Annotated in this window: 16 protein-coding genes; 13 read left to right on the forward strand and 3 right to left on the reverse strand. The window is 65.5% G+C overall.

What is annotated here, in order from left to right; genetic code table 11:
- The first annotated feature begins 100 nt into the window (after positions 1 to 100).
- A complete protein-coding gene (locus QRM89_RS02720) occupies positions 101 to 2,194 on the forward strand; it encodes a M13 family metallopeptidase (protein ID WP_285447227.1) in 2,094 nt (697 codons plus the stop codon).
- A gap of 446 nt (positions 2,195 to 2,640) precedes the next feature.
- Here QRM89_RS02720 and QRM89_RS02725 read toward each other — a convergent pair whose 3' ends face one another.
- Genes QRM89_RS02725 through QRM89_RS02735 form a run of 3 tightly spaced genes read right to left on the reverse strand, consistent with a single transcriptional unit; the run spans position 2,641 to position 6,559 of the window.
- Positions 2,641 to 4,923, reverse strand: coding sequence for a xanthine dehydrogenase family protein molybdopterin-binding subunit (locus tag QRM89_RS02725; RefSeq protein WP_228417973.1), 2,283 nt, complete (start codon positions 4,921 to 4,923; stop codon positions 2,641 to 2,643).
- Positions 4,920 to 6,008 carry a xanthine dehydrogenase family protein subunit M gene (locus QRM89_RS02730; protein WP_285447228.1) on the reverse strand — a complete coding sequence of 363 codons (1,089 nt, stop codon included), beginning with the start codon at positions 6,006 to 6,008 and terminating at the stop codon, positions 4,920 to 4,922. The genes QRM89_RS02725 and QRM89_RS02730 overlap by 4 nt, the downstream gene beginning before the upstream one ends.
- Positions 5,981 to 6,559 (reverse strand): 2Fe-2S iron-sulfur cluster-binding protein, encoded by a 579-nt coding sequence (locus tag QRM89_RS02735; RefSeq protein WP_115572652.1) that lies wholly within the window; start codon positions 6,557 to 6,559, stop codon positions 5,981 to 5,983. The genes QRM89_RS02730 and QRM89_RS02735 overlap by 28 nt, the downstream gene beginning before the upstream one ends.
- A 279-nt stretch (positions 6,560 to 6,838) precedes the next feature.
- Here QRM89_RS02735 and QRM89_RS02740 point away from each other — a divergent pair, with 279 nt between their 5' ends.
- From QRM89_RS02740 to QRM89_RS02795, 12 genes are all read left to right on the forward strand, one after another.
- Positions 6,839 to 8,170, forward strand: coding sequence for a DUF763 domain-containing protein (locus tag QRM89_RS02740; RefSeq protein ID WP_285447229.1), 1,332 nt, complete (start codon positions 6,839 to 6,841; stop codon positions 8,168 to 8,170).
- The gene (locus QRM89_RS02745; RefSeq protein ID WP_119960042.1) at positions 8,167 to 8,757 is read left to right on the forward strand and encodes a GIY-YIG nuclease family protein; all 591 of its coding nucleotides are present in this window, start codon (positions 8,167 to 8,169) and stop codon (positions 8,755 to 8,757) included. Before QRM89_RS02740 ends, QRM89_RS02745 begins: the two co-directional genes overlap by 4 nt.
- A 69-nt stretch (positions 8,758 to 8,826) precedes the next feature.
- A complete protein-coding gene (locus tag QRM89_RS02750) occupies positions 8,827 to 9,168 on the forward strand; it encodes a cupin domain-containing protein (RefSeq protein WP_115529990.1) in 342 nt (113 codons plus the stop codon).
- Between the two features lie 167 nt (positions 9,169 to 9,335).
- Positions 9,336 to 9,965: a hypothetical protein gene (locus QRM89_RS02755; RefSeq protein ID WP_042595093.1), complete on the forward strand. Its 630-nt coding sequence runs from the start codon at positions 9,336 to 9,338 to the stop codon at positions 9,963 to 9,965.
- Between the two features lie 278 nt (positions 9,966 to 10,243).
- Positions 10,244 to 10,849 carry a transcriptional repressor LexA gene (gene lexA, locus QRM89_RS02760; RefSeq protein WP_285447230.1) on the forward strand — a complete coding sequence of 202 codons (606 nt, stop codon included), beginning with the start codon at positions 10,244 to 10,246 and terminating at the stop codon, positions 10,847 to 10,849.
- A 1-nt stretch (position 10,850) separates the two neighbouring features.
- Positions 10,851 to 11,501 carry a translesion DNA synthesis-associated protein ImuA gene (gene imuA, locus QRM89_RS02765; RefSeq protein WP_014506979.1) on the forward strand — a complete coding sequence of 217 codons (651 nt, stop codon included), beginning with the start codon at positions 10,851 to 10,853 and terminating at the stop codon, positions 11,499 to 11,501.
- A gap of 9 nt (positions 11,502 to 11,510) precedes the next feature.
- Complete coding sequence (locus QRM89_RS02770) at positions 11,511 to 12,929, forward strand: DNA polymerase Y family protein (RefSeq protein WP_070692280.1); 1,419 nt, start codon at positions 11,511 to 11,513, stop codon at positions 12,927 to 12,929.
- A 304-nt stretch (positions 12,930 to 13,233) separates the two neighbouring features.
- Positions 13,234 to 16,482 (forward strand): error-prone DNA polymerase, encoded by a 3,249-nt coding sequence (locus tag QRM89_RS02775; RefSeq protein WP_228417977.1) that lies wholly within the window; start codon positions 13,234 to 13,236, stop codon positions 16,480 to 16,482.
- A gap of 230 nt (positions 16,483 to 16,712) precedes the next feature.
- Positions 16,713 to 17,531: an HDOD domain-containing protein gene (locus QRM89_RS02780; protein WP_228423703.1), complete on the forward strand. Its 819-nt coding sequence runs from the start codon at positions 16,713 to 16,715 to the stop codon at positions 17,529 to 17,531.
- A 402-nt stretch (positions 17,532 to 17,933) separates the two neighbouring features.
- Positions 17,934 to 19,904 (forward strand): oligopeptide transporter, OPT family, encoded by a 1,971-nt coding sequence (locus QRM89_RS02785; RefSeq protein ID WP_042595098.1) that lies wholly within the window; start codon positions 17,934 to 17,936, stop codon positions 19,902 to 19,904.
- Between the two features lie 534 nt (positions 19,905 to 20,438).
- Positions 20,439 to 21,284 carry a transporter gene (locus QRM89_RS02790; RefSeq protein ID WP_050911649.1) on the forward strand — a complete coding sequence of 282 codons (846 nt, stop codon included), beginning with the start codon at positions 20,439 to 20,441 and terminating at the stop codon, positions 21,282 to 21,284.
- Positions 21,285 to 21,753: 469 nt separating this feature from the next.
- Positions 21,754 to 23,871, forward strand: a complete 2,118-nt coding sequence (locus QRM89_RS02795; RefSeq protein WP_285447231.1) for a S9 family peptidase — start codon at positions 21,754 to 21,756, stop codon at positions 23,869 to 23,871.
- Positions 23,872 to 23,983: the final 112 nt, after the last annotated feature.

A 23,983-nucleotide genomic window follows, 5' to 3' on the forward strand; every position in this document is an offset into this window, starting at 1 on the left:
TCGAGATAGCTGAACTAGATCCTCAATAAAGCTCAGCGCGGGGGCACGCCCTGCCGTGTGCACCTAAGATATTTCTTCATACATTCCGATGGAATTAACGATGCTGGCCAAGACTTCACTAGTGGCTTTTGCCGTGGTTGCAGCGTTATCAGGGTGTAAGCGTGTATCTGATGACAGTGCGTCTGGTCATGCACCGACGGCGGTGTCTTCGACGCCTCCTGTCGTTCCGAAATCCACTTTCGATATCAGCGAACTCGGTTCCGCAGTCGAGGCATGCCAGAACTTCTATGGGTTCGTGAATGGCAGTTGGGAGAAGGCGAATTCTATTCCGCCAGACCGAAGCAGTTGGGGCGTGGTTCCTGGGTTGATGGAGAAAACTCTCTCGACCCAGCGCGACATCGTCGAACAAGCTGCCAAGCAGACTGATGGTCAGGGGGACGTGGTCGCCCGTAAGCTTGGGCTTCTCTATGCCTCCGGAATGGACGAGGCAGCCATCGAGGCCGCTGGCGCGCAACCGATTCGTCCGCAGCTGGAGGCCATTGCCGCGCTTTCTTCCGCGAAGGATGTCGCCTCTTACATCATGCAACGCCACGCCGAGGGGGACGCGCAGGTATTCAAGTTCAGCGCGCAATCCGACTTCCGCAATGCAAACATGCAGATTGCGTTCGCAGATGAGGGCGGCTTGGCGCTCCCGAGCAAGGATTACTACAGCGCCCCAGACCACGCCGCTGTGCGCAAAGCGTATCTGGCCTATATCGCCAAGTCCTTCGAACTCACTGGCGTGTCTGCGGATGTCGCAGAGGCACAGGCGAAAGCTGTTCTTGCACTTGAGACCCGCTTGGCTGCTGCGTCGTTAGCGCCGGTTGAGCAGCGGGACCCCAAGAAGGGGTATCACTTCGTCAGCCTGGCTGAGGCGGATAAAGCAACCCCACATTTTTCTTGGACCACGTTCTTTCGAACCCAAGACGTGGACGTGGGACCCGGCTTCTCTTTATCGCAGCCGAAATTTTTTGCTGCATTCGACCATGAATTGGCCACGGCGCCGGTGGCCCAGTGGCAGGCCTATCTGAGCTTTCATGCGATTGATGACGCATCCAAGCAGCTCAGCAAGGCGTTTGTCGACAACAACTTCGCGTTTTATGGAAAGGTCCTGACTGGGCAGCCACAACCGGATCCCCGCTGGAAAAGCGTGCTGGGCGTGGTGAACGATGCCATGGGGGAGGGCCTGGGCCAACTGTATGTCGCAAAGGTCTTCACGCCGGAGGCGAAGCAACACGCAGCTGAGCTGGTCGACAACATTCGTGCCGCGCTCAAGGTGCGTATCACGCATGTCGCATGGATGAGTGAGCAGACCAAGGCGAAGGCGCTGGCGAAATGGGACACCTTGCTGCCGCGCATCGGGTACCCGGACACGTGGCGTGATTGGTCAGGGCTCGATCTCACGCCGGGCGCTTACTACCGGAATGTGCAAGCAGCGGCCAAGTTCAACTACCGCTACAACATCGATCAGGTCGGCAAGCCAACCGATCGCAAGCGCTGGATCACGACGCCGCAGACAGTCAATGCGTTCTATTCCCCAAGTGACAATTCGATCAATTTTCCTGCAGCCGTTCTGCAACCTCCGTTTTTCGATGCCACAGCGGATGATGCGCTGAACTATGGAGCGATCGGTTCGCTCATGGGCCACGAGGCGACGCATGGCTTCGATGACCAAGGCAGTCAATTTGACGGGGCGGGCAACAATGCCAATTGGTGGACACCGGTAGATCGCACTGCGTTCGAGCAGCGCGCTGAAGGTTTGGTCAAGCAGTTCAATGCCTATGTGCCGCTAGCGGACCATCCCGAGTTGCACGTCAACGGCAAGCTGACCCTGGGCGAGAACATCGCGGATCTTGGCGGACTCAACGTTGCCTACGATGCATTGCAAGCCAACCTGCGCAAGCATCCGGAGCATGCAGTCACAGTAGATGGCTACACCCCGGATCAGCGCTTCTTCCTTGCCTTCGCCCGGAATTGGCGCTGGCTCACGCGTGAGGAACGGCAGCTGGTTCAATTGGCTGCCGACCCGCATGCCCCAGCCAAAGTGAGAGCCATTGCAGCTCCTTCGAACATGCCGCAATTCGCTAGCGCTTTCGCGTGCAAGGCAGGTGACCCAATGGTGCGCGGCGAGAAAGACCGCGTGGTGATCTGGTAAGGGCTTGCTGTTGCCTTCAGGCGTGGGCGCCAGGGTAGGCGAAGGACGCGCTACGTCTGGCGGTACAGCCAGGTTCGAATGGCGCGGCCTCCCTGGCTGATCCATGACTGCCAACGCTCGCGATCCCGGATCGGACGTCCCGATCGTGAGTTGTGGTCATATCCAGCGCGCTACGTCTGGGCTTGCTTGGGGTAGATAGCACTCACCGACCGCCGGTTAGCTCACTGCCGTGTGGGCTGCCGAAGCGGTGTGCTCAGCTTGGTGGTGCCGGGCCGCCCTTATGCGGCGCAGACGCATCGGCGCGGACGTAGCTGGATGACGAGGCTAAGCCATCTCTAGTGATGCCTTGAGCCTGCAGGGCATGCAAGAAGGGCTCTGCATTTCTGCAGAGCCCTTCCACTACAACTCAGCTACTGACAACAAGCTGCTGCCGGCAAGCGGCTGCGTCAATCTGCCATCACCTTATCGGGCGTCATCGGGGTGCTGCGCACGCGCTTGCCGGTGGCATGAAAGATGGCATTGCACACTGCAGCCGACACGCCCACCAGGCCAATCTCGCCCACGCCTTTCGCGCCCAGGCTGCTGACCACGCGGTCATCCTCGTCGGCGAAGATCACCTCGATGTCGTGGATGTCTGCGTTGGCGGAGACGTGGTACATGGCCAGGTCATGGTTCATGAAGCGGCCGAAGCGGTGGTCGGACTGGGTCTGCTCGTGCAGGGCCTCGCCGATGCCCCACACCACGCCGCCGATGATCTGGCTGCGTGCCGTGGTGGGGTTGAGGATGCGCCCGGCCGCAATGGCGCTCACCACGCGGGTGACGCGCACCGTGCCCAGTTCCTCGTCCACGCGCACTTCCACAAACACCGCGCTGTGGGTGGCACGGGTGTATTTGCGCTGCTTGAGCACGTTGGGCAACAGCAGGAACTTGTCTTCGATGTGATCGAGCTTGGCCTCTGCCAACACCTGGGTGAGGGCAATGGCGCTGCTGCTGTCGGCGCGCAGTGCGAGCGTGCCATTGGCGAACACCACATCGTCCGGCTTGGCCTTGGCAAAGCGTGAATCCGGCATTGCCTGCGCAAGCCGCAACAGCCGCTTGCGCAGCTTGGCGCAGGCACCATCCACCGCCGAGCCGATCGTGGTGACATGCGAAGAGCCGCCTTCGATCGGTGCGACCGGCAAGGTGGAATCGCCCAGCTGAAAGGTGACCTGCTCCATCGGCAGGCCCAGCGCTTCGGCGGCAATCATCGCCATCACCGTGTAGGTGCCGGTGCCGATATCGCTGGCGGCGCTGCTCACCACCAGGCGGCCGTCGGCATGCAGCACCGCGTGGGCACGCGCAAACATCTGCATCGCATCCCATTGCCCGGTGGCCATGCCCCAGCCAACCCATTCGCGCCCCTCCTTGCGTGCCCGCGGCTGCAGCGGCCGCTGCGCCCAGCCGAAGCGCTCTGCGCCTTGCTGGTAACACTCGCGCAAGGCCTTGCTGGAATAGGGCTTGTCATCGGCGGGATTGACCTCGGCGTAGTTCTTCAAGCGCAAGGCGAGCGGATCCATGCCGATCTCGTAGGACAGCTCGTCCATCGCCACTTCCAGCGCATGCACGCCGTGCGCAGCGCCGGGCGCGCGCATATCGATGGGGGTGTACTGATCCAGGCTCACCAGGTTGTAGCCCAGGTGCACGTTATCGCAGGCGTACAGCTGCCCGCTCCAGTTGACCACCACCTCCACGTAATCCTCGATACGCGACGTTTCGGCGATGGCTTCATGCCAGATCGCGCGCAGCGTGCCGTCGCGATCGGCACCGAGCTTGAGCCGTTGCACCGTTTCCGGGCGGTGGCCGAAGGTGAACATCTGTTGCCGCGTCAGCACCACACGCACCGAGCGATCCAGCAGGATCGAGGCCATCACCGCCAGTGCCAACTGGTATTGCGGGCGCAGGCCGGAGCCAAACGCACCACCCACATACGGGTTGCGCACGGTGACCTTCTGCTTGCTCAGCCCGAACACGTGCGAGACATACCAGCGGCTGTTCTGCGAGCCCTGGGTCTTGTCGTAGATGGTGAAGTGGCCTTCCGCATCGCGGATCACCGTGGAGGCGAACAGCTCCATCGGGTTGTGGTGTTCCACCGCGCTGTAATAGTCGGCCTGGATCTGGTGCGCGGCATTGACGAACGCCGTGTCCGGTTCGCCCTTGTCCTTGGGCGGGGGCGAAAAGCCGGCCTTGAGCGGCTTGGGTTTGTGCATGCGGCCCAGGTTGGCCATCAGGTTGGTGTCGTGCGGCTCGCTGGCGTACTCCACCTGGACCAGATGCGCGGCATGGCGCGCGGCCTCGAAGGTTTCTGCCACCACCAGCGCGATCGGCTGGCCGCTGTACAGAATGGCGTTGTCGTACAGCGGCCGGAACGGCGAGCCGGCCGGTGCGGTCATGTCCTTGTAGAACAGGTCCATGCCGCGCATGTGCGGGCGGTTTTCGTGGGTCACGATTTCCAGTACGCCGGGCACCGCGCGTGCGGCCTCCAGGTCGAAGGCGACGATGCGGCCCTTGGCAATGCTGCTGTTGACCACCACCCCATACGCCAGGTCGGGCACCGGCCATTCGGCCGCATAGCGCGCCTGACCGGTGACCTTGGCGCGCCCATCGATGCGCGGCATGCCGGTGCCGGTGGGGCGGTGCCCGGTGCCAGGGTCGGCGACCGGTGCAATGAGCTCGTCGGGGCGTGCGTTCATGGGGAGTCCTCCAGCGCGCTGGTGCGCCCGCGGTTGTCGATGGTGCCTTCGCGCGCGACGTCGAGTGCGCGCACGATGGTGCGGTGTGCCAGCGGAATCTTGAAGGCGTTCTCGCCCTGCGATTGCGCGCCCTGTAGCAGGGCATCGGCCAGTTGCGCAAAGGTGTGCGGCGTCGCCGGCATGCCAACCACGCGCGCTTCGGCCTCCGGCAAGCGCCAGGGCTTGTGCGCCACGCCGCCCAGCGCCACGCGCACGGCGCGGATGCTGCCATCGTCGGCAAGATCCAGCGCCGCGGCGACCGATGCCAGCGCAAAGGCATAGGACAGCCGCTCGCGGATCTTGAGGTAGGCACTGTGCGCCACGAAGCGCTGTGCATCCGGTAGATCGATATGCACGATGAGTTCGTCCGGCTGCAGCGTGCTATCGCGCTCTGGGTGCTCGCCAGGCAGGCGATGGAAATCGGCAAAGGCGATGTCGCGCGCGCCATTGGGGCCTTGCACGTGTACCACCGCATCCAGCGCCGCCAGCGCCACGCACATGTCGGAAGGATGCGTGGCAATGCAGTGCGCACTGGCGCCCAGGATGGCGTGGTATTTGGTCAGGCCACCAATTGCCGAACAGCCGGTGCCGGGCGCACGCTTGTTGCACGGCGTGGCGCGGTCGTAGAAGTACACGCAGCGGGTGCGCTGCAGCAGGTTGCCGCCGTTGCTGGCCATGTTGCGGATCTGTGGCGAGGCGCCGGCCAAAATCGCCGCGCTCAGCAACGGGTAGCGTGCCTCAACTTCGGGGTGATAGGCGGTGTCGGCATTGCGTGCGAGCGCGCCCAGACGCAGACCGCCCGCCTCGTTGGTGGTGATCTCGCCCAATGGCAGGCGGTTGATGTCCACCAGCTGGCTAGGCCGCATCAGCTGCAGCTTCATCAAGTCGGTGAGATTGGTGCCGCCGGCGATCAGGCGTACCGGCGCTTCGGACGGGACTGGCTGCGGATCAGTGCTGCGCGTGGCGATCGCACCGACTGCCGCGTCCACGCTCTCCGGGCGTGCGTAGCTGAGCGGAATCATGCCGGCACCGTCCCTGGGGTCCACGGGGTGTCGGCCGACTCGCTGCTGTCCGAGGGTGTGCCCAGTACTTCCATCACCGCATCGGTGATCTGTGGATAGGCGCCACAGCGGCAGATGTTGCCGCTCATCAATTCGCGCACCTGATCACGATCGCGCGCCTGGCCTTCGTTGATCAGGCCCACCGCTGAACACAACTGCCCGGGTGTGCAATAGCCGCACTGAAATGCATCGTGGGCAATGAAGGCGCGTTGCAGCGGATGCAGCTGTTCGCCTTCGGCCAGGCCTTCGACGGTGGTGATATCCGCACCGTCCTGCATCACCGCCAGGGTGAGGCAGCTGTTGATGCGACGGCCATCGACCAATACCGTGCAGGCGCCGCATTGACCGTGGTCGCAGCCCTTCTTGGTGCCGGTGAGATCGAGACGATCGCGCAGCAGGTCGAGCAGGCTGACCCAGGCTTCGAGCTGCAGTTGATAAGGCTGACCATTGATGCGCAGCGTCACCGGGTAGGTGGGTGCAACAGTGGTGGCGGTGGCCGGTGCCGTGTCACGGGCTGCGGCGGGAGTGGCATTCATGCGAGCCCCGTGGCGATGGCTGAGAGGGCCTTCACCTTGACCGCGCGGCGGTCAACGCAGGGTGTACGCAATGCGGTGGTGGTGTTCACATCGGTGCGATGTTTGACGCTGAACTGTGCAACGCAACGTGCAACTGGCGGCAGGCCGAGCTCGCCGTTTGCATTGCACATGAAAGAGACTGGAACTGAACTCGTCAGCTGCGCAGTGTGGCGCTCCACGCCAATCGCAGGGCGTGCGACAGCGGTCTCGGTATCCTGTGCAGATGATGACGAGGTTGCAATGAGCCGGCGCGGCGGCAGTGCCGATCTTCCGCTGCATGGTGGGCGGGTACCGCGCTGGTTGGGCGAGCGGATGACGCGGCTGGGCACTGTGATGTGCGAGGCCATCGTGCACACGTATGGGCGCGATGAATTGTTGCGGCGGCTTGCGCATCCGTTCTGGTTTCAGTCCTTCGGCGCGGTGATGGGGATGGACTGGCATTCCTCCGGCATCACCACCAGCGTGATGGGCGCACTCAAGCGTGGGCTGACGCCGTTGTCTGGCGAGCTGGGCATTCATGTCTGCGGTGGGCGTGGTCGGCATTCGCGCGCAACGCCTGCCGAGTTGCTGGCAGTGGGCGATGGCGTGGGGCTGGATGGCGCTGCGCTGGCACGTGCCAGCCGCCTGGTCGCCAAGGTGGACAGCGCCGCGGTGCAGGATGGCTTTGATCTGTATCTGCACAGTTTTGTTGTCAGCGACGAGGGGCGCTGGGTGGTGGTGCAGCAAGGCATGAACGGGCAACGCAAGCAGGCACGCCGCTATCACTGGTTGTCGGAAGGGCTGAGCAGTTTTGTGGATGCGCCGCACGCGGCGATCGATGGGCCGCAGCAGGGCAACATCGTCAACCTGGCCGACCATCGCGCCGCTGCCGCGCGTGAGGCGCAGGTAGTGTTGTTGCAGACGCTGGCGCCGGATCGCCTTGCCCGCGAATGGCAGCGCATCGACGCCGCGCAGGCGCCGGTTGCGCCTGCTGTGGCGCAAGCACCGGTCACCGGTGACCTGTTTGCAGGCCAGGGCTGGGATCCCGCGCAGCAACCGCATCTGAGCATGCCCGACCATCACGACGTGCGCAGCGAGAACGTGATCACCCGCCGGCTACACGCCAGCCTGGCGGCTGCGGCCGAGTGCGGCCCCACCGATTTCACCGCACTGTTGCAGGTGCCGGGCGTGGGGGCGCGCACCGTGCGTTCGCTGGCGATGGTGGCCGAGGTGTTGCATGGCACACCGTGTCGTTTCAGTGACCCGGCGCGGTTTTCGCTTGCCCACGGCGGCAAGGACCGGCATCCGTTTCCGGTGCCCACGCGTGTGTTCGATCACACCATCGGCGTGCTCAAGCAGGCGATGCAGCAGGCCCGGCTTGGCAACGAGGAGCGGCTGCAGGCGATTGCGCGGCTGGATGCGCAGGCACGTCGGCTGGAAGCCAGCGCACGCGGCCCTTCGGTGGAAGCGTATATCGCGCAGGAACGCGTGGATGCGCACCGCTATGGCGGGCGCAGCGTGTTCGGTTGGGAGCCGCCGGTTGAGGATCATCAATCGCTTGCGTCGCAGGCGCAGCGCAAGGCAGGCCAATGAGCGCGCAACTGCGCCGTGGCAAGGTGGCCATCGACGGCCGCTGCTTCACCTATGTGTTCCCTTGCCAGTGGGAAGACCATTGCAAGATCGGCTTTTCGCGCGACCCATTGGGCCGCATCAGCAGCCTGCATCCGCGCTGGTTTGCGTTCTTCGACCTGGAGCGCGGCGTGCTGGTGGAAGCCGAGCGCGAACGCGATGCGCGGGATCTGGAGCTGCAACTGCGCCGGCCCCTAGGTGAGCACAACGCACCGGCGCCAATGGCGATTCGCAGCGCGGCGGGCGGGCACACCGAATGGTTTCGCGGTGTGGGGCAGGCACTCGAGGTGGCAGTGGCGCAGCTGGAACAGCAGGGGTATCGCGTGTTCGCGCTACAGGCATGGCTGCAGGCGGCAATGGCCCAGCGGATCGATCGCCTGTACGACTGGTCACTGGTGCAGTTGAGCCAGGAGGAGCTCGACGGCGTCACCGGGCCCACCGCAACGCAACAGATGCTGCGCGATGTGCTGGATGGCTACCGCGCACTGGAGCTGCCACTGCAGGCGCATCTGCCCGGCGTGATCTGGGACTGGTACTGCCGCAGCGCATAGGACAGCGCATTGCCACCGCCTTGACGTGTGCAGCGACAGCATCGGCGCAAGCGATGAGGAGACGCACGCATGCAGTACGCAACGCTGGAATTGAGCAACGCATTCAAGGTGCTATTTTCGCTGCGCCAGGTGCAGGCGGCAGAAATGGTGATTGCACCGGGTGATCGCGAAGGTGGCCCGGACAATCGCCATCGCGGCGCCGACCAATGGCTGTTCGTGGTGGACGGCGCAGGCGAGGCCATCGTGGATGGCCACACGCAGGCATTGCAAGCCGGTAGCCTGATCGCGATCGAGCGTGGCCAGGCGCACGAGATTCGCAATACCGGCGACACGCCGCTGAAGACGGTCAACTTCTATCACCCGCCGGCTTACGATGCGCAGGGCGAACCATTGCCGGCAGGCGAAGGCTGATACGCAGCGCGACGCATGCAGACCGGTAGCGTGTTGTTCAACGGCCTGCTGTTCAACGGCACATTGTTCGACAGCACGTTGTTCAACAGCAAGTGAGTGCGTTGTCGACCATGTGTTGACGTGGCGATTGTTTACATCGGCACGTCACAACGCACCGGGAGCACCCCATGCCAGAAGCCAAGACGCGTCGCGCGGCCGCCCAGGACAAGCGCGAGGGCAAGTCGGCCAGTACCCAGGCCGGCGAATACGTCAAAGAAGAAATCGAACACGTGCGCGAAGGCAAGCATGGTGCCAAGAGCACCAAGCAGGCAATTGCGATTGGCCTTTCAAAGGCGCGCCGCGATGGCGTGGATGCCAAGCCGTCCAAGAGCGCGTCCAAGCGCACCAAGAAGAAGGCGGCGCAGGACAGCAAGGCGGCCAAGAAGACCACCGCCAAGACGGCAAAGAAGACCGCCAGCAAAACGACCAAGAAGACGGCGAAAAAGGCCACCAAGAAAGCCACCAAGAAGACGACGAAACAGGCGTCCAAGAAAGCCACCAAGAAGACCTCGCCCACGCGGTCGGCAGGCGCCAAGAAGGCCTTGAAGACCGCCAGCAAGAAGACCACCGCCAAGCAGGTTGCCGGCACCCAGGCATTGTCGCGGCAGGCCAAGAGTGCAGCGGCCAAGCGTAGTTCCAGCAGCCGCTCGGCAGCGGCCAAAAAGGCCGCCAAGACCAAGGGCCCTGGCGTGCGCAAGGCGGCCGCCAAGAAAGCGGCGGCGACGCGGAAGCGGTCGGCGAGCAAACGCGAGAGCTGATCGATTCTGCTGCCACTTTGTGCGCCCCGACGAGAGGGCGGGGCGCCGTGGTCACACGCGATGTCCAGCGGCCCAAGCTTCTTGAAGGTGAACCTGCGCCGTGCCCTTAGCGGTCGTCCGGCGCAGGTTCGTGGCCCGCTCCTGGTGCCAGTACAGGCGTTACAACTCCCTCGTGCCACAACACCAGTCCGGCAGCTGAGCGGCTCAGGTCGGCGATCTCGCCTGTTGCGACGGTTGGGTGTACAAATGTACACCTTGTTCCGTGGCTGGTCTTCCCGATGGATAGTCTTTCTCCCAAGCGCGCCGCCGTGCTGGCGTTCCTGCAGCAGCAGGCCCAGGCCGGCCTGGCACCCAGTCTGGCCGAGATCGCGCAGGCGTTCGGGTTCGCCTCGCGCAATGCGGCGCAAAAGCATGTGCAGGCCCTGGCCGAGGCGGGGTTGATCGCGCTGGTGCCCAACCGCAAGCGCGGCATCCGCGTACCGGGTGGGGCGGGGCCGGATGCGCTGCTGGCGCTGCCCGTGCTGGGCCGGGTGGCGGCCGGTGTGCCGATCGGTGCGGACATCGGCCTGGACCGGCAGCTCTGGCTGGACCGCAGCCTGTTCGCGCTGCGGCCGGACTACCTGCTGCAGGTGCAGGGCGATTCGATGATCGACGACGGCATCCTGGAAGGCGACCTGGTCGGCGTGCAGCGCAGCAGCGACGCGCGCAATGGCCAGATCGTGGTGGCGCGCGTGGATGGCGAGATCACCATCAAGCGGCTGGAGCGCAGCGCCGACGCCATCCGCCTGTTGCCGCGCAATCCGGCGCATGCGCCGATCGTGGTGGCCGCCGATGCCGACTTCGCGATCGAAGGCGTGTACTGCGGCCTGATCCGGCAGGGCTGAGATGAGCGAGCCTGTCCCGCTGCGGCAACACGGCAATGCCGCCCTGGCCATGCCGTTGGATGCCTTGCTGGCGGCGCGCACGGTCTGGCGCGCCGGCCACGGCACGGCCACCGCCAATGGTGGCGAATCCACCGGGCATGCCGCGCTGGATGCGGTACTTCCCGACGGCGGCTGGCCGCGCCGCGCATTGACCGAACTGCTGTTGCCTGCCCACGGCATCGGCGAAATCGCATTGCTGCTGCCCACACTGGCGCGCATGACCGGCGCCGGCAGCCGGGTGGTGCTGGTAGCGCCGCCGTACGTGCCGTATGCGCCTGCCTGGCAGGCAGGTGGGGTGGCCTTGCAGCAGCTGGAGATCGTGCAGGCAGAACCGCGCGACGCGCTATGGGCCTTCGAACAATGCCTGCGTAGCGGCGCTTGCGCGGCGGTGCTGGGCTGGCCACAGACCGGCGATGCGCGCGCACTGCGGCGCCTGCAGGTGGCCGCTGACAGCGGCAACTGCTGCGCGTTCGCACTGCGCGATCGTCGCCATGCGGTGAATGCATCGCCGGCGGCGTTGCGGCTGGAATTTCTGCCCGAGCGCGACGCCTGGCAGGTGCGCAAATGCCGCGGCGGCCAGGTGCCGTCGCAGCCGTTGCGGTTGGCGCATTGAGGGCCGCGCATGTTGTGGGCCTGCATTCTGTTGCCGCAGCTGGCACTGGACGATGTGCTGCGGCGTCGCGAAGACACCCAGGCACCGTTGGCGCTGGTGGAAGGGCCGGCGCAGCTGCGCAGCCTGCATGCGGTCAACGCCGCAGCGGCAGCGGCCGGCCTGAAGCCGGGCATGCGCCTGTCGGCCGCGCACGCGTTGATGGCCGAGGTGCAGACCTGCGATTACGACCCGCAGGCCGAAGCGCGCTGCCAGCGCTTTCTCGCGTCCTGGGCCTACCGGCATAGTTCGCTGGTGAGTCAGCAATGGGGGCGTGCCATCGTGCTGGAGGCGGGTGCCAGCTTCCGCCTGTTCGGGCCATGGCCGCGCTTCGAGCGCCGCCTGCGTGAGGAACTGCAGGCATTGGGTTTTCAGCACCGGCTGGCCTTGGCGCCAACGCCGCGCGCCGCGCGCGTGCTGGCCGGCTTGCGCGACGGCATGGCAGTGACCCAGCTGCCCGCGCTGCAGGCCTTGCTCGACAAGGTGCCGGTGCGCCGTGCCGCGTTGCCTGGCGATGCCGGCGAGCGCCTGCAGCACATGGGCGTGCGCACATTGGCGGCGTTGCGCGCGCTGCCCAGCGAAGGGGTGCGGCGGCGCTTCGGCGGCGCCTTGCTCGACCATCTGGACCGCCTTTACGGCCAGGCCGACGACCCGCTGGAGTGCTACGCGCCACCAGACCATTTCGACCAGCGCGTGGAGCTTGGCTACGAGGTGGAAACACACCCGGCGCTGCTGTTCCCGCTGCGCCGCCTGATCGGTGACCTATGCACCTATCTGTCGATCCGCGATGGCGGGGTGCAGCGTTTCCTGTTGCGGCTGGAACACGAAGAAGGCGCCACCGATGTCGACGTGGGCCTGCTCACGCCCGAGCGTGCGCCGGCACTGCTGTTCGAGTTGGCGCGCAACCGCCTGGAGCGCGTGGAGATCCCACGGCCGGTGGTGGCGATGCGCCTGCTGGCCAAACAGTTGCCGCCGTTCGTGCCGGCCATGCGCGACCTGTTCGATCAACGTGCGCAGCAGTCGGTGGACTGGCCGCAGCTGCGCGAACGCCTGCGCGCACGCCTGGGCGACGACGCGGTGTACCGCGTGCTGCCGGCAGATGACCCGCGCCCGGAGCGCGCCTGGCAGAAGGCCATTGGCGATGACATCCGCGAAGCCGCCGCACCACCGCGCCCGCCGCGGCCGACCTGGTTGATGCCGCTCCCGGTGCCGTTGCACGACCCGCATCTGCGCATCGTTTCCGGCCCGGAACGGCTGGAAAGCGGCTGGTGGGACGATGCCGAAGCGCGCCGCGATTATTACGTGGTGGAAACCTCGCGTGGCCGGCGCGCCTGGGTGTTCGCATCGCCCGGCCGCACCGATGGCTGGATGCTGCACGGATGGTTCGCATGAGATGGCCTGCGCCCAGACGGCGTGTGCGTGGGGATGCGCGCGTCGGTCAGCATTGCGAAACGGCAGGTCGCTTGGCGCGCATCACGCCAGCCTGCGCTATCTCTCCGCAGCCAACGGCGGCCACTGCGCCGCAAACGCTTGTCCAACGGCCGGCGGCACCCAGCAACGCAACCGCGCATGCACATCCCGAGCAGCGCTCGCAACGTGGTCGCGGCCACGCCACTGCGCCATCGATGCTGCCTGGTGATCTGCTGCCACAGTGCCGGCCTGTGTGGTGGCAGCGTGGCGCCACGTGTAGCCAGCCATGAGTTGGGACGATGCCATCGATGGCGTGGATCGCGACACGCCCGGCGGGCGCATGCCGCGCGGCTGGACGGTTGCCGCGCGGCTGCGTGCGGCCAACGACGACATCACCCATGCCGCAGTGGCCGATACGCTGCCGGCGTATGCCGAGCTGCACTGCCTGTCGGATTTTTCGTTCCTGCGTGGGGCCTCCAGTGCCGAGCAGCTGTTTGCGCGTGCGCACCACTGCGGCTACAGCGCATTGGCCATCACCGACGAATGCTCGCTGGCCGGCATCGTGCGTGGCCTGGAAGCTTCGCGCGCCACCGGCGTACGGCTGATTGTTGGCAGCGAGTTCACCCTGGTCGATGGCACGCGCTTCGTGCTGCTTGTGGAAAACGCGCACGGCTATCCGCAGCTGTGCAGTGTGATCACCACCGGCCGGCGTGCGGCAGGCAAGGGCGCGTACCGGTTGGGGCGTGCCGAGGTGGAAGCGCACTTTCGCGATGTGATCCCGGGCGTCTTTGCACTGTGGCTGCCTGGTGATCAACCGCAGGCCGAGCAGGGCGCGTGGCTGCAGCGCGTGTTTGCAGAGCGCGCATTCCTGGCGGTGGAATTGCATCGTGAGCAGGACGATGCCGCACGCCTGCAGGCCCTGCAGGCGCTGGCCCAGCAGCTGGGCATGAGCGCGCTGGCCAGCGGCGATGTGCACATGGCGCAGCGGCGCGACCGCATCGTGCAGGACACCTTGACCGCCATCCGCCACACGCTGCCATTGGCCGACTGCGGCGCGCATCTGTTTCGCAATGGCGAACGGCATCTGCGCCCCCGGCGTGCGCTGGGCAACATCTATCCGCATGCGTTGTTGCAGGCGTCGGTGGAATTGGCGCAACGCTGCACCTTCGATCTTTCGAAGGTGCAGTACACCTATCCGCGCGAGTTGGTGCCGCAGGGCCATACGCCGGCCAGCTATTTGCGCCAACTCACCGAAGCCGGCATGCGCGAGCGCTGGCCCGAGGGCGCACCGGCCCAGGTGGTGGCGCAGATCGACAGCGAGCTGGAGCTGATCGCCTACAAGGGGTATGAAGCGTTTTTCCTCACCGTGCAGGATGTGGTGCGCTTCGCGCGGGCGCAGGGCATCCTGTGCCAGGGGCGTGGATCTTCGGCCAATTCGGCGGTGTGCTATGCGCTGGGCATCACCGCGGTCAACCCGAGCGAGACCCGGTTGCTGATGGCGCGGTTCCTGTCCAAGGAGCGCGACGAGCCGCCGGATATCGACGTGGACTTCGAGCACGAGCGGCGCGAAGAAGTGCTGCAATACGTCTACACCAAATATGGCCGCGAACGCGCTGCACTGGCAGCCACGGTGATCTGCTACCGCGGCAAGAGCGCGGTGCGTGATGTCGCCAAAGCCTTCGGCCTGCCGCCGGACCAGATCGCGCTGCTGGCCAATTGCTATGGCTGGGGCAATGGTGACACGCCGATGGAACAGCGCATCGCAGAAGCCGGGTTCGACCTGGCCAACCCGCTGATCAACAAGATTCTTGCAGTCACCGAGCACCTGCGCGATCACCCGCGTCATCTGTCGCAACACGTAGGCGGATTCGTGATCTCCGACGAACCGCTGTCGATGCTGGTGCCGGTGGAAAACGCGGCGATGGCCGATCGCACCATCATCCAGTGGGACAAGGACGATCTGGAAACCATGAAGCTGCTCAAGGTCGATTGCCTGGCCTTGGGTATGCTGACCTGCATCCGCAAGACGCTGGATCTGGTGCGCGGCCATCGCGGGCGCGACTACACCATTGCCACGCTGCCGCACGAGGATGCCGCAACCTACAAGATGATCCAGCGTGCCGATACGGTGGGCGTGTTCCAGATCGAATCACGTGCGCAGATGGCGATGCTGCCGCGGCTCAAGCCACGGGAGTTCTATGACCTGGTGATCGAAGTGGCGATCGTGCGGCCCGGCCCGATCCAGGGCGACATGGTGCACCCGTATCTGCGCCGGCGGCAGGGCTATGAGCCGGTCAGTTTCCCCTCGCCAGGCGTTGAGGAAATTCTGGGACGCACGCTGGGCATTCCACTGTTTCAGGAGCAGGTGATGGAGCTGGTGATCCATGCCGGCTATACCGACAGCGAGGCCGACCAGTTGCGGCGGTCGATGGCGGCCTGGCGGCGCGGCGGCGACATGGAGCCGCACCGCGTACGCATCCGCGAACTGATGGCCGGGCGCGGCTACGCGCCGGAATTCATCGACCAGATCTTCGAGCAGATCAAAGGCTTCGGTTCGTACGGATTCCCGCAAAGCCACGCCGCCTCGTTCGCCAAACTGGTGTACGCCAGTTGCTGGCTCAAGCGGCACGAACCGGCGGCCTTTGCCTGCGGGCTACTCAACGCGCAGCCGATGGGGTTCTATTCGGTCAGCCAGATCGTGCAGGACGCGCGCCGCGGCAGCCCGGAGCGCCAGCGTGTGGAGGTGTTGCCGGTGGATGTGTTGCACAGCGACTGGGACAACATCCTGGTCGGCGGCCGGCCGTGGCACAGCGATGCCGACCCCGGCGAGCAGCCGGCGATCCGGCTGGGATTGCGCCAGGTGAGCGGCCTGTCCGAGAAGGTGGTCGAGCGCATCGTTGCCGCACGCGCGCAGCGGCCATTTGCCGACATCGGCGACCTGTGCCTGCGCGCGGCGCTCGATGAAAAGGCGCGCCTGGCCCTGGCCGAAGCCGGCGCGTTGCAGTCGATGGTGGGCAATCGCAATGCCGCGCGCTGGGCCATGGCCGGCGTGGAGGCGCGCCGGCCGCTGCTGCCCGGCAGCCCGGCCGAACGCGCGGTGGAACTGCCTGCGCCGCGCGCCGGCGAAGAGATCCTGGCCGACTACCGCGCGGTGGGCCTGAGCCTGCGCCAGCATCCGATGGCACTGCTGCGCCCGCAGATGCTGCAGCGGCGCATCCTGGGCCTGCGCGAGCTACAGGCGCGCAGGCATGGCAGCGGCGTGCATGTGGCCGGGCTGGTCACACAGCGGCAACGCCCGGCCACCGCCAAGGGCACCATCTTCGTCACCCTGGAAGACGAGCACGGCATGATCAACGTCATCGTGTGGTCGCACCTGGCCATGCGCCGCCGCCGCGCCTTGCTGGAATCCCGCCTGCTGGCGGTGCGCGGCCGCTGGGAACGCGTGGACGGCGTGGAGCACCTCATCGCCGGCGACCTCTACGACCTCAGCGACCTGCTCGGCGAGATGCAGCTGCCGTCGCGGGATTTTCATTGACGGCAGCGATGTGATTGTTGGGCATGCGCTGCGCCGCTGGCATGTGGTTCGCATCAGGCACATCAACCCCGCGTGCGGCCGCGCCTGCTTGTGGCAATGACGGCACCAGGCCGGCGACTGCTGCTCGGAATTGACATCCACGGCGACGTACACTCAGGTCGTGCCCGCCGCCTTGCTGCTGCGCGCTGGTGAGGTCTGTAGCCGTTCCACTTCCTATCAATGAGGCGACCATGAAGTTGGAGGTTCTGTTCGACCAGTTACATACCTTGCCCACTGTGCCCAAGGTGGCGCAGGACCTGATTCGCCAGTTCGATAATCCAGACACCAACATCGACACCTTGGCGCACACCATCGAACGTGATCCGGTGATTGCCGGCAAGGTGCTGCGTCTGGCCAATTCCGCGCGCTTCCACGGGCTGAACGATTCCACCAGCGTTGGGGATGCCGCGATGCGGCTCGGCTTCAACACGCTGCGCACCTTGGTACTGGCCTCGGCGATGACCGGGGTATTTCGCGCGGGTCCGGGTTTCGATCTGAAGGCCTTCTGGCGCCGCAGTTTCGAGGTGGCAGGCATTTGCCGTCTGCTGGCGCGGCAGCACCGTGTTGACCCGGAAACCGCATTCACCTGCGGCATGATGCATAACATCGGCGAATTGCTGATCCAGTCCGGTGCACCGGAATACGCCAACCGCATCAATCATGACGCATCGTCGGCAGGTCATGCCGCGGACGAAACCCTGCACTTGGGATTCGGCTACCCGGAAGTCGGCGCCGAACTGGTGCGCCGCTGGCACTTGCCTGTCGTGATCCAGGATGCCATCGCGTATCAGGTGCGCCCGGCCGCTGCGCCTGATGGTGCGCTGATGCCCTTGGTGGTTGCCCAGGCGGTGCATGTCTCCGATGCGTTGCACGCGCACGGCGGAGCGACTCCCGCCGCGCTTGCCGCCGCGCGCGGCCCGTTGATGGACAGCATCGATCTGGATGCCTTGTTCGCCACCTTGCCGGATGTGATCGAAGCCGACCGCGCGTTTGCCGAATTGCTGCACTGACACGCGCCGGTGATGCTGCCGCGTGAACCGCTGCGTTCTTGCAACTGCAGCGGTTCATTGCGCAACTGCTTGCGATTTGCATCTCCCGACGAGCCGGTACTTTGCCAGCCCCAATGCGCAGATGCATGACGCACCGCCGCCTGAGTCTGGAATGGTCCACATCCGCTTTCCCGCAGAGCGCAGGCGGCGCGCAGGTGCGCCGCCGGTCGTGTGCGGCAGGATCGGCGCGGCTCAGTCTCAATGGCCTGCATCGCCTTTGGCCCATCCCACCGGACGCTTGCTGCGCCCACACCTGCATTCCCACCCGCCACAGACCGCACACTGTCACGCCGCGCCGCAGCTGGACGGAAACCGCTGCAGGCGCTAGCGTGATGCGGATTTTTTGCCTCAGGGGAATGCCCAATGCGCCATGACGCGCAGCCGCGCCAGCTCACCTTCCGTGCCGTCGTGCTGGCCATCGTGCTGGCGGTGGTGTTGTCGGCCGCCAATGCCTATCTCGGCCTGTTCGCCGGGTTGACCATTGCCACCGCCATTCCGGCGGCGGTTGTCTCGATGGGCGTGCTGCGCCTGCTCGGTGGCGGCACCATCCTGGAAAACAACATCGTCCAGACCGGCGCTTCGGCCGGCTCGTCGATCGCGGCGGGGGTGATCTTCACCATCCCCGCGCTGGTGATCATGGGCTACTGGCCGGACTTCAAGTACTGGTGGGTGCTCGGCATCGCCGGCATGGGCGGCCTGCTCGGCGTGCTGTTCTCGGTGCCGTTGCGGCGCTCGATGATCGTCGAAGACCCGCTGCCGTTCCCCGAAGGCAAGGCCGCCGCCGAAGTGCTCAAGGCCGGCGAGAACCCCGGCCCGGGCCTGAAGATCCTGGCCATCTCCGGTGCCATCGGCGCGCTGGTCAAACTGGGCGCGGCCAGCGGCCTGCGCGTGATCCCCGACACCTGGGCGCAGGCCACCTACCTGGGCAGCAGCCGCCTGGTCGGCTATCTGGGTACCAACCTGTCGCCGGCCTTGCTCGGCGTGGGCTACATCGTCGGCTTGAACGTCGGCATCGTGGTGCTGTCCGGCTCGATCCTCTCCTGGCACATCGCCATCCCGCTGTACCAGCAGTTCTTCATGGGCAGCGACCCGGCGCTGGCACAGAGCCTGGTCAATGCGCCGGCAGCCGATGCCGCATTCGGTATCTGGGGCGCGAAGATCCGCTACCTGGGCGTGGGCGCGATGCTGATCGGCGGCGTGTGGACGCTGTTCTCGCTGCGCAAGTCGCTGTTCTCCGGCATCAAGAGCGGTTTTGCCGCTGCGCGTAAAAGCGGTGGCGGCGTAGTTGCCGAAACCGAGCGCGATCTGCCGATGAAGTGGATGCTGGTGGCGCTGGTGCTGTGCACCTTGCCGCTGCTGGGCCTGTACCAGGCCATCGTGCAGCAGTGGCACGTGTCGATCCCGATGACCATCATCATGATCGTGGCCGGCTTCCTGTTCGTGTCGGTGTCCGGCTACCTGGCCGGCCTGATCGGCTCGTCCAATAACCCGGTGTCGGGCATCACCATTTCCACCATCCTGTTCGCCTCGGCGGTGCTGGTGTTGCTGCTGGGCAAGAGCGGGCTGGTGCCGGTAGGCATCGGCGCCGCACCGTTGGGCGCGGTGGCCGCGATCATGATCGGCGCGGTGGTGTGCTGCGCGGCGGCGGTGGGCGGCGACAACCTGCAGGATCTCAAGGCCGGTTATCTGGTCGGCGCCACGCCGTGGAAGCAGCAGCTGATGCTGGGCATCGGTGCGTTCTCGTGCGCATTGATCATGGCGCCGGTGCTGAACCTGCTTGCCCAGGCCTACGGCATCGGCCCGGCCACGCCGCAGCATCCCAACTCGCTGGGCGCGCCGCAGGCCACCTTGATGGCCTCGGTGGCCAAAGGCCTGTTTGGCGGCCAGTTGCCGTGGAGCATGATCGCCATCGGTGCCGGCGTCGGCGCGGCCATCATTGCGCTCGACGAATGGTTGAAGAAAACCGGCAAGCGCTTCCGCGTGCCGGTCTTGGCCGCGGCGATCGGTATCTACCTGCCGCTGGAACTGATGGTGCCGATCTTCCTCGGTGGCCTGATCGCGCATCTGGTGGAGCGCTTCCACAACATCCGTGCCGACGACGAAGACGGCCGTGACCGCGTGCATCGTCCGGGCGTGCTGTTCGCCGCCGGCCTGATCACCGGCGAAGCCTTGATGGGCATCGCCATTGCGGTGCCGATCGTGCTGTCCAGCCGCGCCGATGTGCTGGCACTGCCGGCTGCTTTGCAACTCAATCAGTGGGTTGGCCTGGCGATCCTGGCCCTGGTAGGCTGGCTGCTCTATCGCGTCGGCAAGCGCGGCGAAAAAGCCGCCTGAGTCAGCGACACACACGGCGCATGCGATGCATGCGCCGTCCTGGCAGGCGCGCAAGGCGACCTGCCTGCAGCGCATGCCGCTGCCCTCTGCACCATCTCCACGTACCGCCGCCGCAGACCGCATCGAGCGTTCCTGACGGCGCGTCCTCGTCTGCGACCTGTCTTTGCGCCGGCTTTATGCCAGGCCCAGCGCGCATGCATAGCGCCTTTATGCCACCGCTCCGTATCGTGCCGTCTCCCGCACGGATGATGCGTTACGGCTGCCGCATGCCTCGATCGACCCCGCTGATCTTCGCGCCATAGGCCATCGCGCCGCCGCTGCTGCCGACAAAAACGTTAGCCCAATCACACTGCGCCTCTTCCAATGTGCGGTTGCGGTCGCTTTTTGCCTGGCGAGCTCGACAGTTCGATAGGATCGAGCAGACGCCGCGATTCCGGCGTCGTGCAGTCGATCCACCTCTCCACGCGCACCCCCGCCCACTCACTGCTGGTTTGTCGTGTCATCGATCCAGCGCTCTGCCATGGAGTTACTGCAATGCTGACTGTTATTTCCCGTTCCTCGTCCCGCGCAGCGCGCACCCCTGTGCTGGCCATCGCCCTGGCCGGCGTGCTGTGCGGCCTGGCCACGCAAGCGCAGGCGCAAGACGCCACCGAAGCACCGCTGTGCACCGATCGGCCGACCAAGGCCAATTCCACCTGTACCGTGCCGACCGGCGCCTGGCAGCTGGAAACCGACATCGGCAGCTACACCCGCGACAGCCAGCCCGGCACGCGCACCGAAACCTCGGTGTTCACCAATCCCACGCTCAAGTACGGCGTCAGCGACCGCATCGATCTGCAGCTCAACTGGGCGCCGCAGCTGCAGGTCAAGACCACCGATCGTGCCACCGGCGCACGCAGCAGCCTGAGCGGCGGTGGCGACATCTATCTGCGCATGAAGGCGCGCTTTTACGAGAGCGATACCGCCACCGTCGCGGTGCTGCCGTTCGTCAAGGCGCCCACCGCGCGCACCGGTCTGGGCAACGACGAGTGGGAAGGCGGCATCGCGCTGCCGATCAATTTCGCCTTGCCCAACAGCTTCTCGTTGACCTTCGGCCCGGAGGTCGACTGGCTGGCCGACAGCGATGGCAGCGGCAATCACATCGCGGTGATCAATGCGATCAACCTGGCCCGCCCGCTGACACCGAAGCTGTCGATGGCGGTGGAAGTGTGGTCCTCGATCAATCGCGACCCCGCCGAAACCATCGAGCAGTATTCGGCCGACATCGCCGCGGCGTATCTGATCAACCCGCTGTTGCAACTGGACGTGGGCGCCAATTTCGGCCTCAACGACCGCACCCCGGATGCGCAGGTGTATGTGGGGTTGGCGCACCGCTTCTGATGCGTGTGATGGGCCAGGCAGGGTGAGTTGGCGCACGTGCCACCGCGTTGCAAGCATGGCCAAAGTTGCGAGGCGCCAGGTCGACTGGCGCCTCGCAACATCCGTACGTGGCATGCCGGTCACTGCTGATGCTTGAGCAACGTTGAGCGGGTGCTGCCGCAGGGGAAGCCTTTCTCCACGTAGCGGCGACTGTTGCAATCACCTGCCCAATGCAGCGTGCACGCGTCAAGCGTGCCTCGCTGCTGCCATCAGCTTGCTAGCCGCATGACCCAGCCGCCAAGCACCGCCACGCGCAACAGCCATGCGCGTGCGACAGCACGCGCCTTTGCTTCTAGCCACAGCGCTGATGCGCGCAATTCCATGCACGAGGCGAGGCCCACGCGACCACGCAGGCAGGCGCAAGCGCAAGTCTTTGCGCGTGCGCCGCAGCAACGCCTACCATCGACGTTTTGCCGTTGCCGGAACTCCCATGAAGCTTCGTACTGCCGTATTGCCCCTGTGCCTGTTGACTGCCTTGCCCATGCTGGCCGCCGCGCGCGGTTTCGATGTGCGCGACATGGTGGCGCTGGACCGCGTGTCCTCGCCGACGCTCACGCCCGATGGCAGCGTGGTGGTATTCGCCAAGCGCCAGGCCAAGACCGCCAATGGCAAGGCCGCCACCAGCCTGTGGATGCGCAATCTGCGCACCCGCGATCTGGCGCCGCCCAAGCGGCTCACACCGGAAGGCTGGAACGTCAACAGCCCGGCGCTGTCGCCGGATGGCAAGACGGTGTACTTCCTCAGCAGCAAGTCCGGCACCCAGCAGCTGTACGCGCAGCCGCTGGCCGGCGGCACCCCGCAGCAACTCACCGCGTTTGCGGTGGACCTGGACAGCTACAAGCTCTCGCCGGATGGCAAGCGCCTTGCCTTCAGTGCGGGCGTGTTCCAGGACTGCGGCTCGGACCTGGGCTGCACCAAGAAGAAGCTGGCCGATCTCAAGAACGCCAAGGCCAGCGGTGTGGTGTACGACCAGTTGTTCGTGCGCCATTGGGACACCTGGAACGATGGCCGTCGCAACACGTTGTTCGTCGCCGAGCTGCCTGCGGCCGGTGCGAAGGCCGTGGCAGGTGCCTCGGCGATCAGCGCCACGCTGGCCGGCGATGCACCGTCCAAGCCGTTCGGCGGCAATGACGATTACGCCTGGTCGCCCGATGGCGCCAGCGTGGTGGCCAGCGTGCGCATCCCGCAGCCGCATGGTCCGGGCGCCGGCAAGACGGCTGCGCAAGGCAAGGCCACCGGCAACGACGAAGCGTGGCAGACCAACTTCGACCTGTATCGCCTGGATGCGGCCGGCAAGTCCGCGCCGGTCAATCTCACCGCCGCCAATCCCGCCTGGGATGCCGGCCCGGTGTTCAGTGCCGACGGCAAGACGCTGTACTACCGCGCCATGAAGCGTCCCGGTTTCGAAGCCGACCGTTTCGGCCTGATGGCGATGGATCTGGCCAGCGGCAAGACCCGCGAGATTGCACCGAAGTGGGACCGCTCGGCGGGCGAGATCGTGCTGAGCGACGATGGCAGCAGCCTCTACACCAGCGCCGACGATCTGGGCGAGCACCCCTTGTTCAAGGTCGACATTGCCAGCGGTGACGCCACCAAGGTGGTGGGCGAGGGCAGCGTGCATGCGCCGACGCTTGCCGGCAACACGTTGGCGTTTACACGCAATTCGTTGAAGAGCGGCGACCAGGTATTTGTCAGCGACGTGCAAGGCCAGGGCCTGCGTGCGATCACCCAGAGCGCCGGCGAATTGCTGCCCGACGTGCAGTTCGGCGACTACGAGCAGTTCCAGTTCAAGGGCTGGAACAACGACACCGTGCATGGCTACGTGGTCAAGCCGTACAACTATCAGGAAGGCAAGACCTATCCGGTGGCGTTCCTGATCCACGGCGGCCCGCAGGGCAGTTTCGGCAATGGCTGGAGCAACCGCTGGAATCCGCAGACCTACGCTGGCCAAGGCTATGCGGTGGTGATGATCGACTTCCACGGCTCCACCGGTTACGGCCAGGACTTCACCGACGCGATCAGCCAGCATTGGGGCGACCGCCCGCTGGAGGACCTGCAAAAGGGTTGGTCGGCTGCGCAGAAGCAGTACGGCTTCCTCAACGGTGACAAGGCCTGTGCGCTGGGTGCCAGCTACGGCGGCTACATGGTCTATTGGATGGCAGGGAACTGGAACCAACCGTGGAAGTGCCTCGTCGACCACGATGGCGTCTTCGACAACCGCACCATGGGCTATGCCACCGAGGAATTGTGGTTCAGCGAGTGGGAAAACGGCGGCACGCCGTGGCAGAACCCCGCAGGCTACGAGAAGTTCAACCCGGTGCTGCACGTGGACAAGTGGAAGGTGCCGATGCTGGTGATCCATGGCCAGCAGGATTTCCGCATCCCGGTCGAGCAGGGCCTGGCCGCGTTCACCGCGCTGCAGCGCAAGGGCATCGACTCCAAGTTCCTGTATTTCCCGGACGAGAACCACTGGGTGCTCAAACCGGACAACAGCGTGCTGTGGCATGACACCGTCAATAGCTGGTTGAAGCAGCACATCGGGCAGTGATCGACCGTTGAAGCACTGACCGGCACGCCGTGCAATGCGGCGTGCCGGTCATGTTGTGGCTTAGAGCAGCTATCAAAACGACTGCGCAGCCGCCAGGCGGGCGCGGCCGGTG

This window comes from Xanthomonas sp. LMC-A-07 (assembly GCF_030208825.1).
In the GTDB taxonomy this organism is placed as follows: Bacteria; Pseudomonadota; Gammaproteobacteria; order Xanthomonadales; family Xanthomonadaceae; genus Xanthomonas; species Xanthomonas campestris.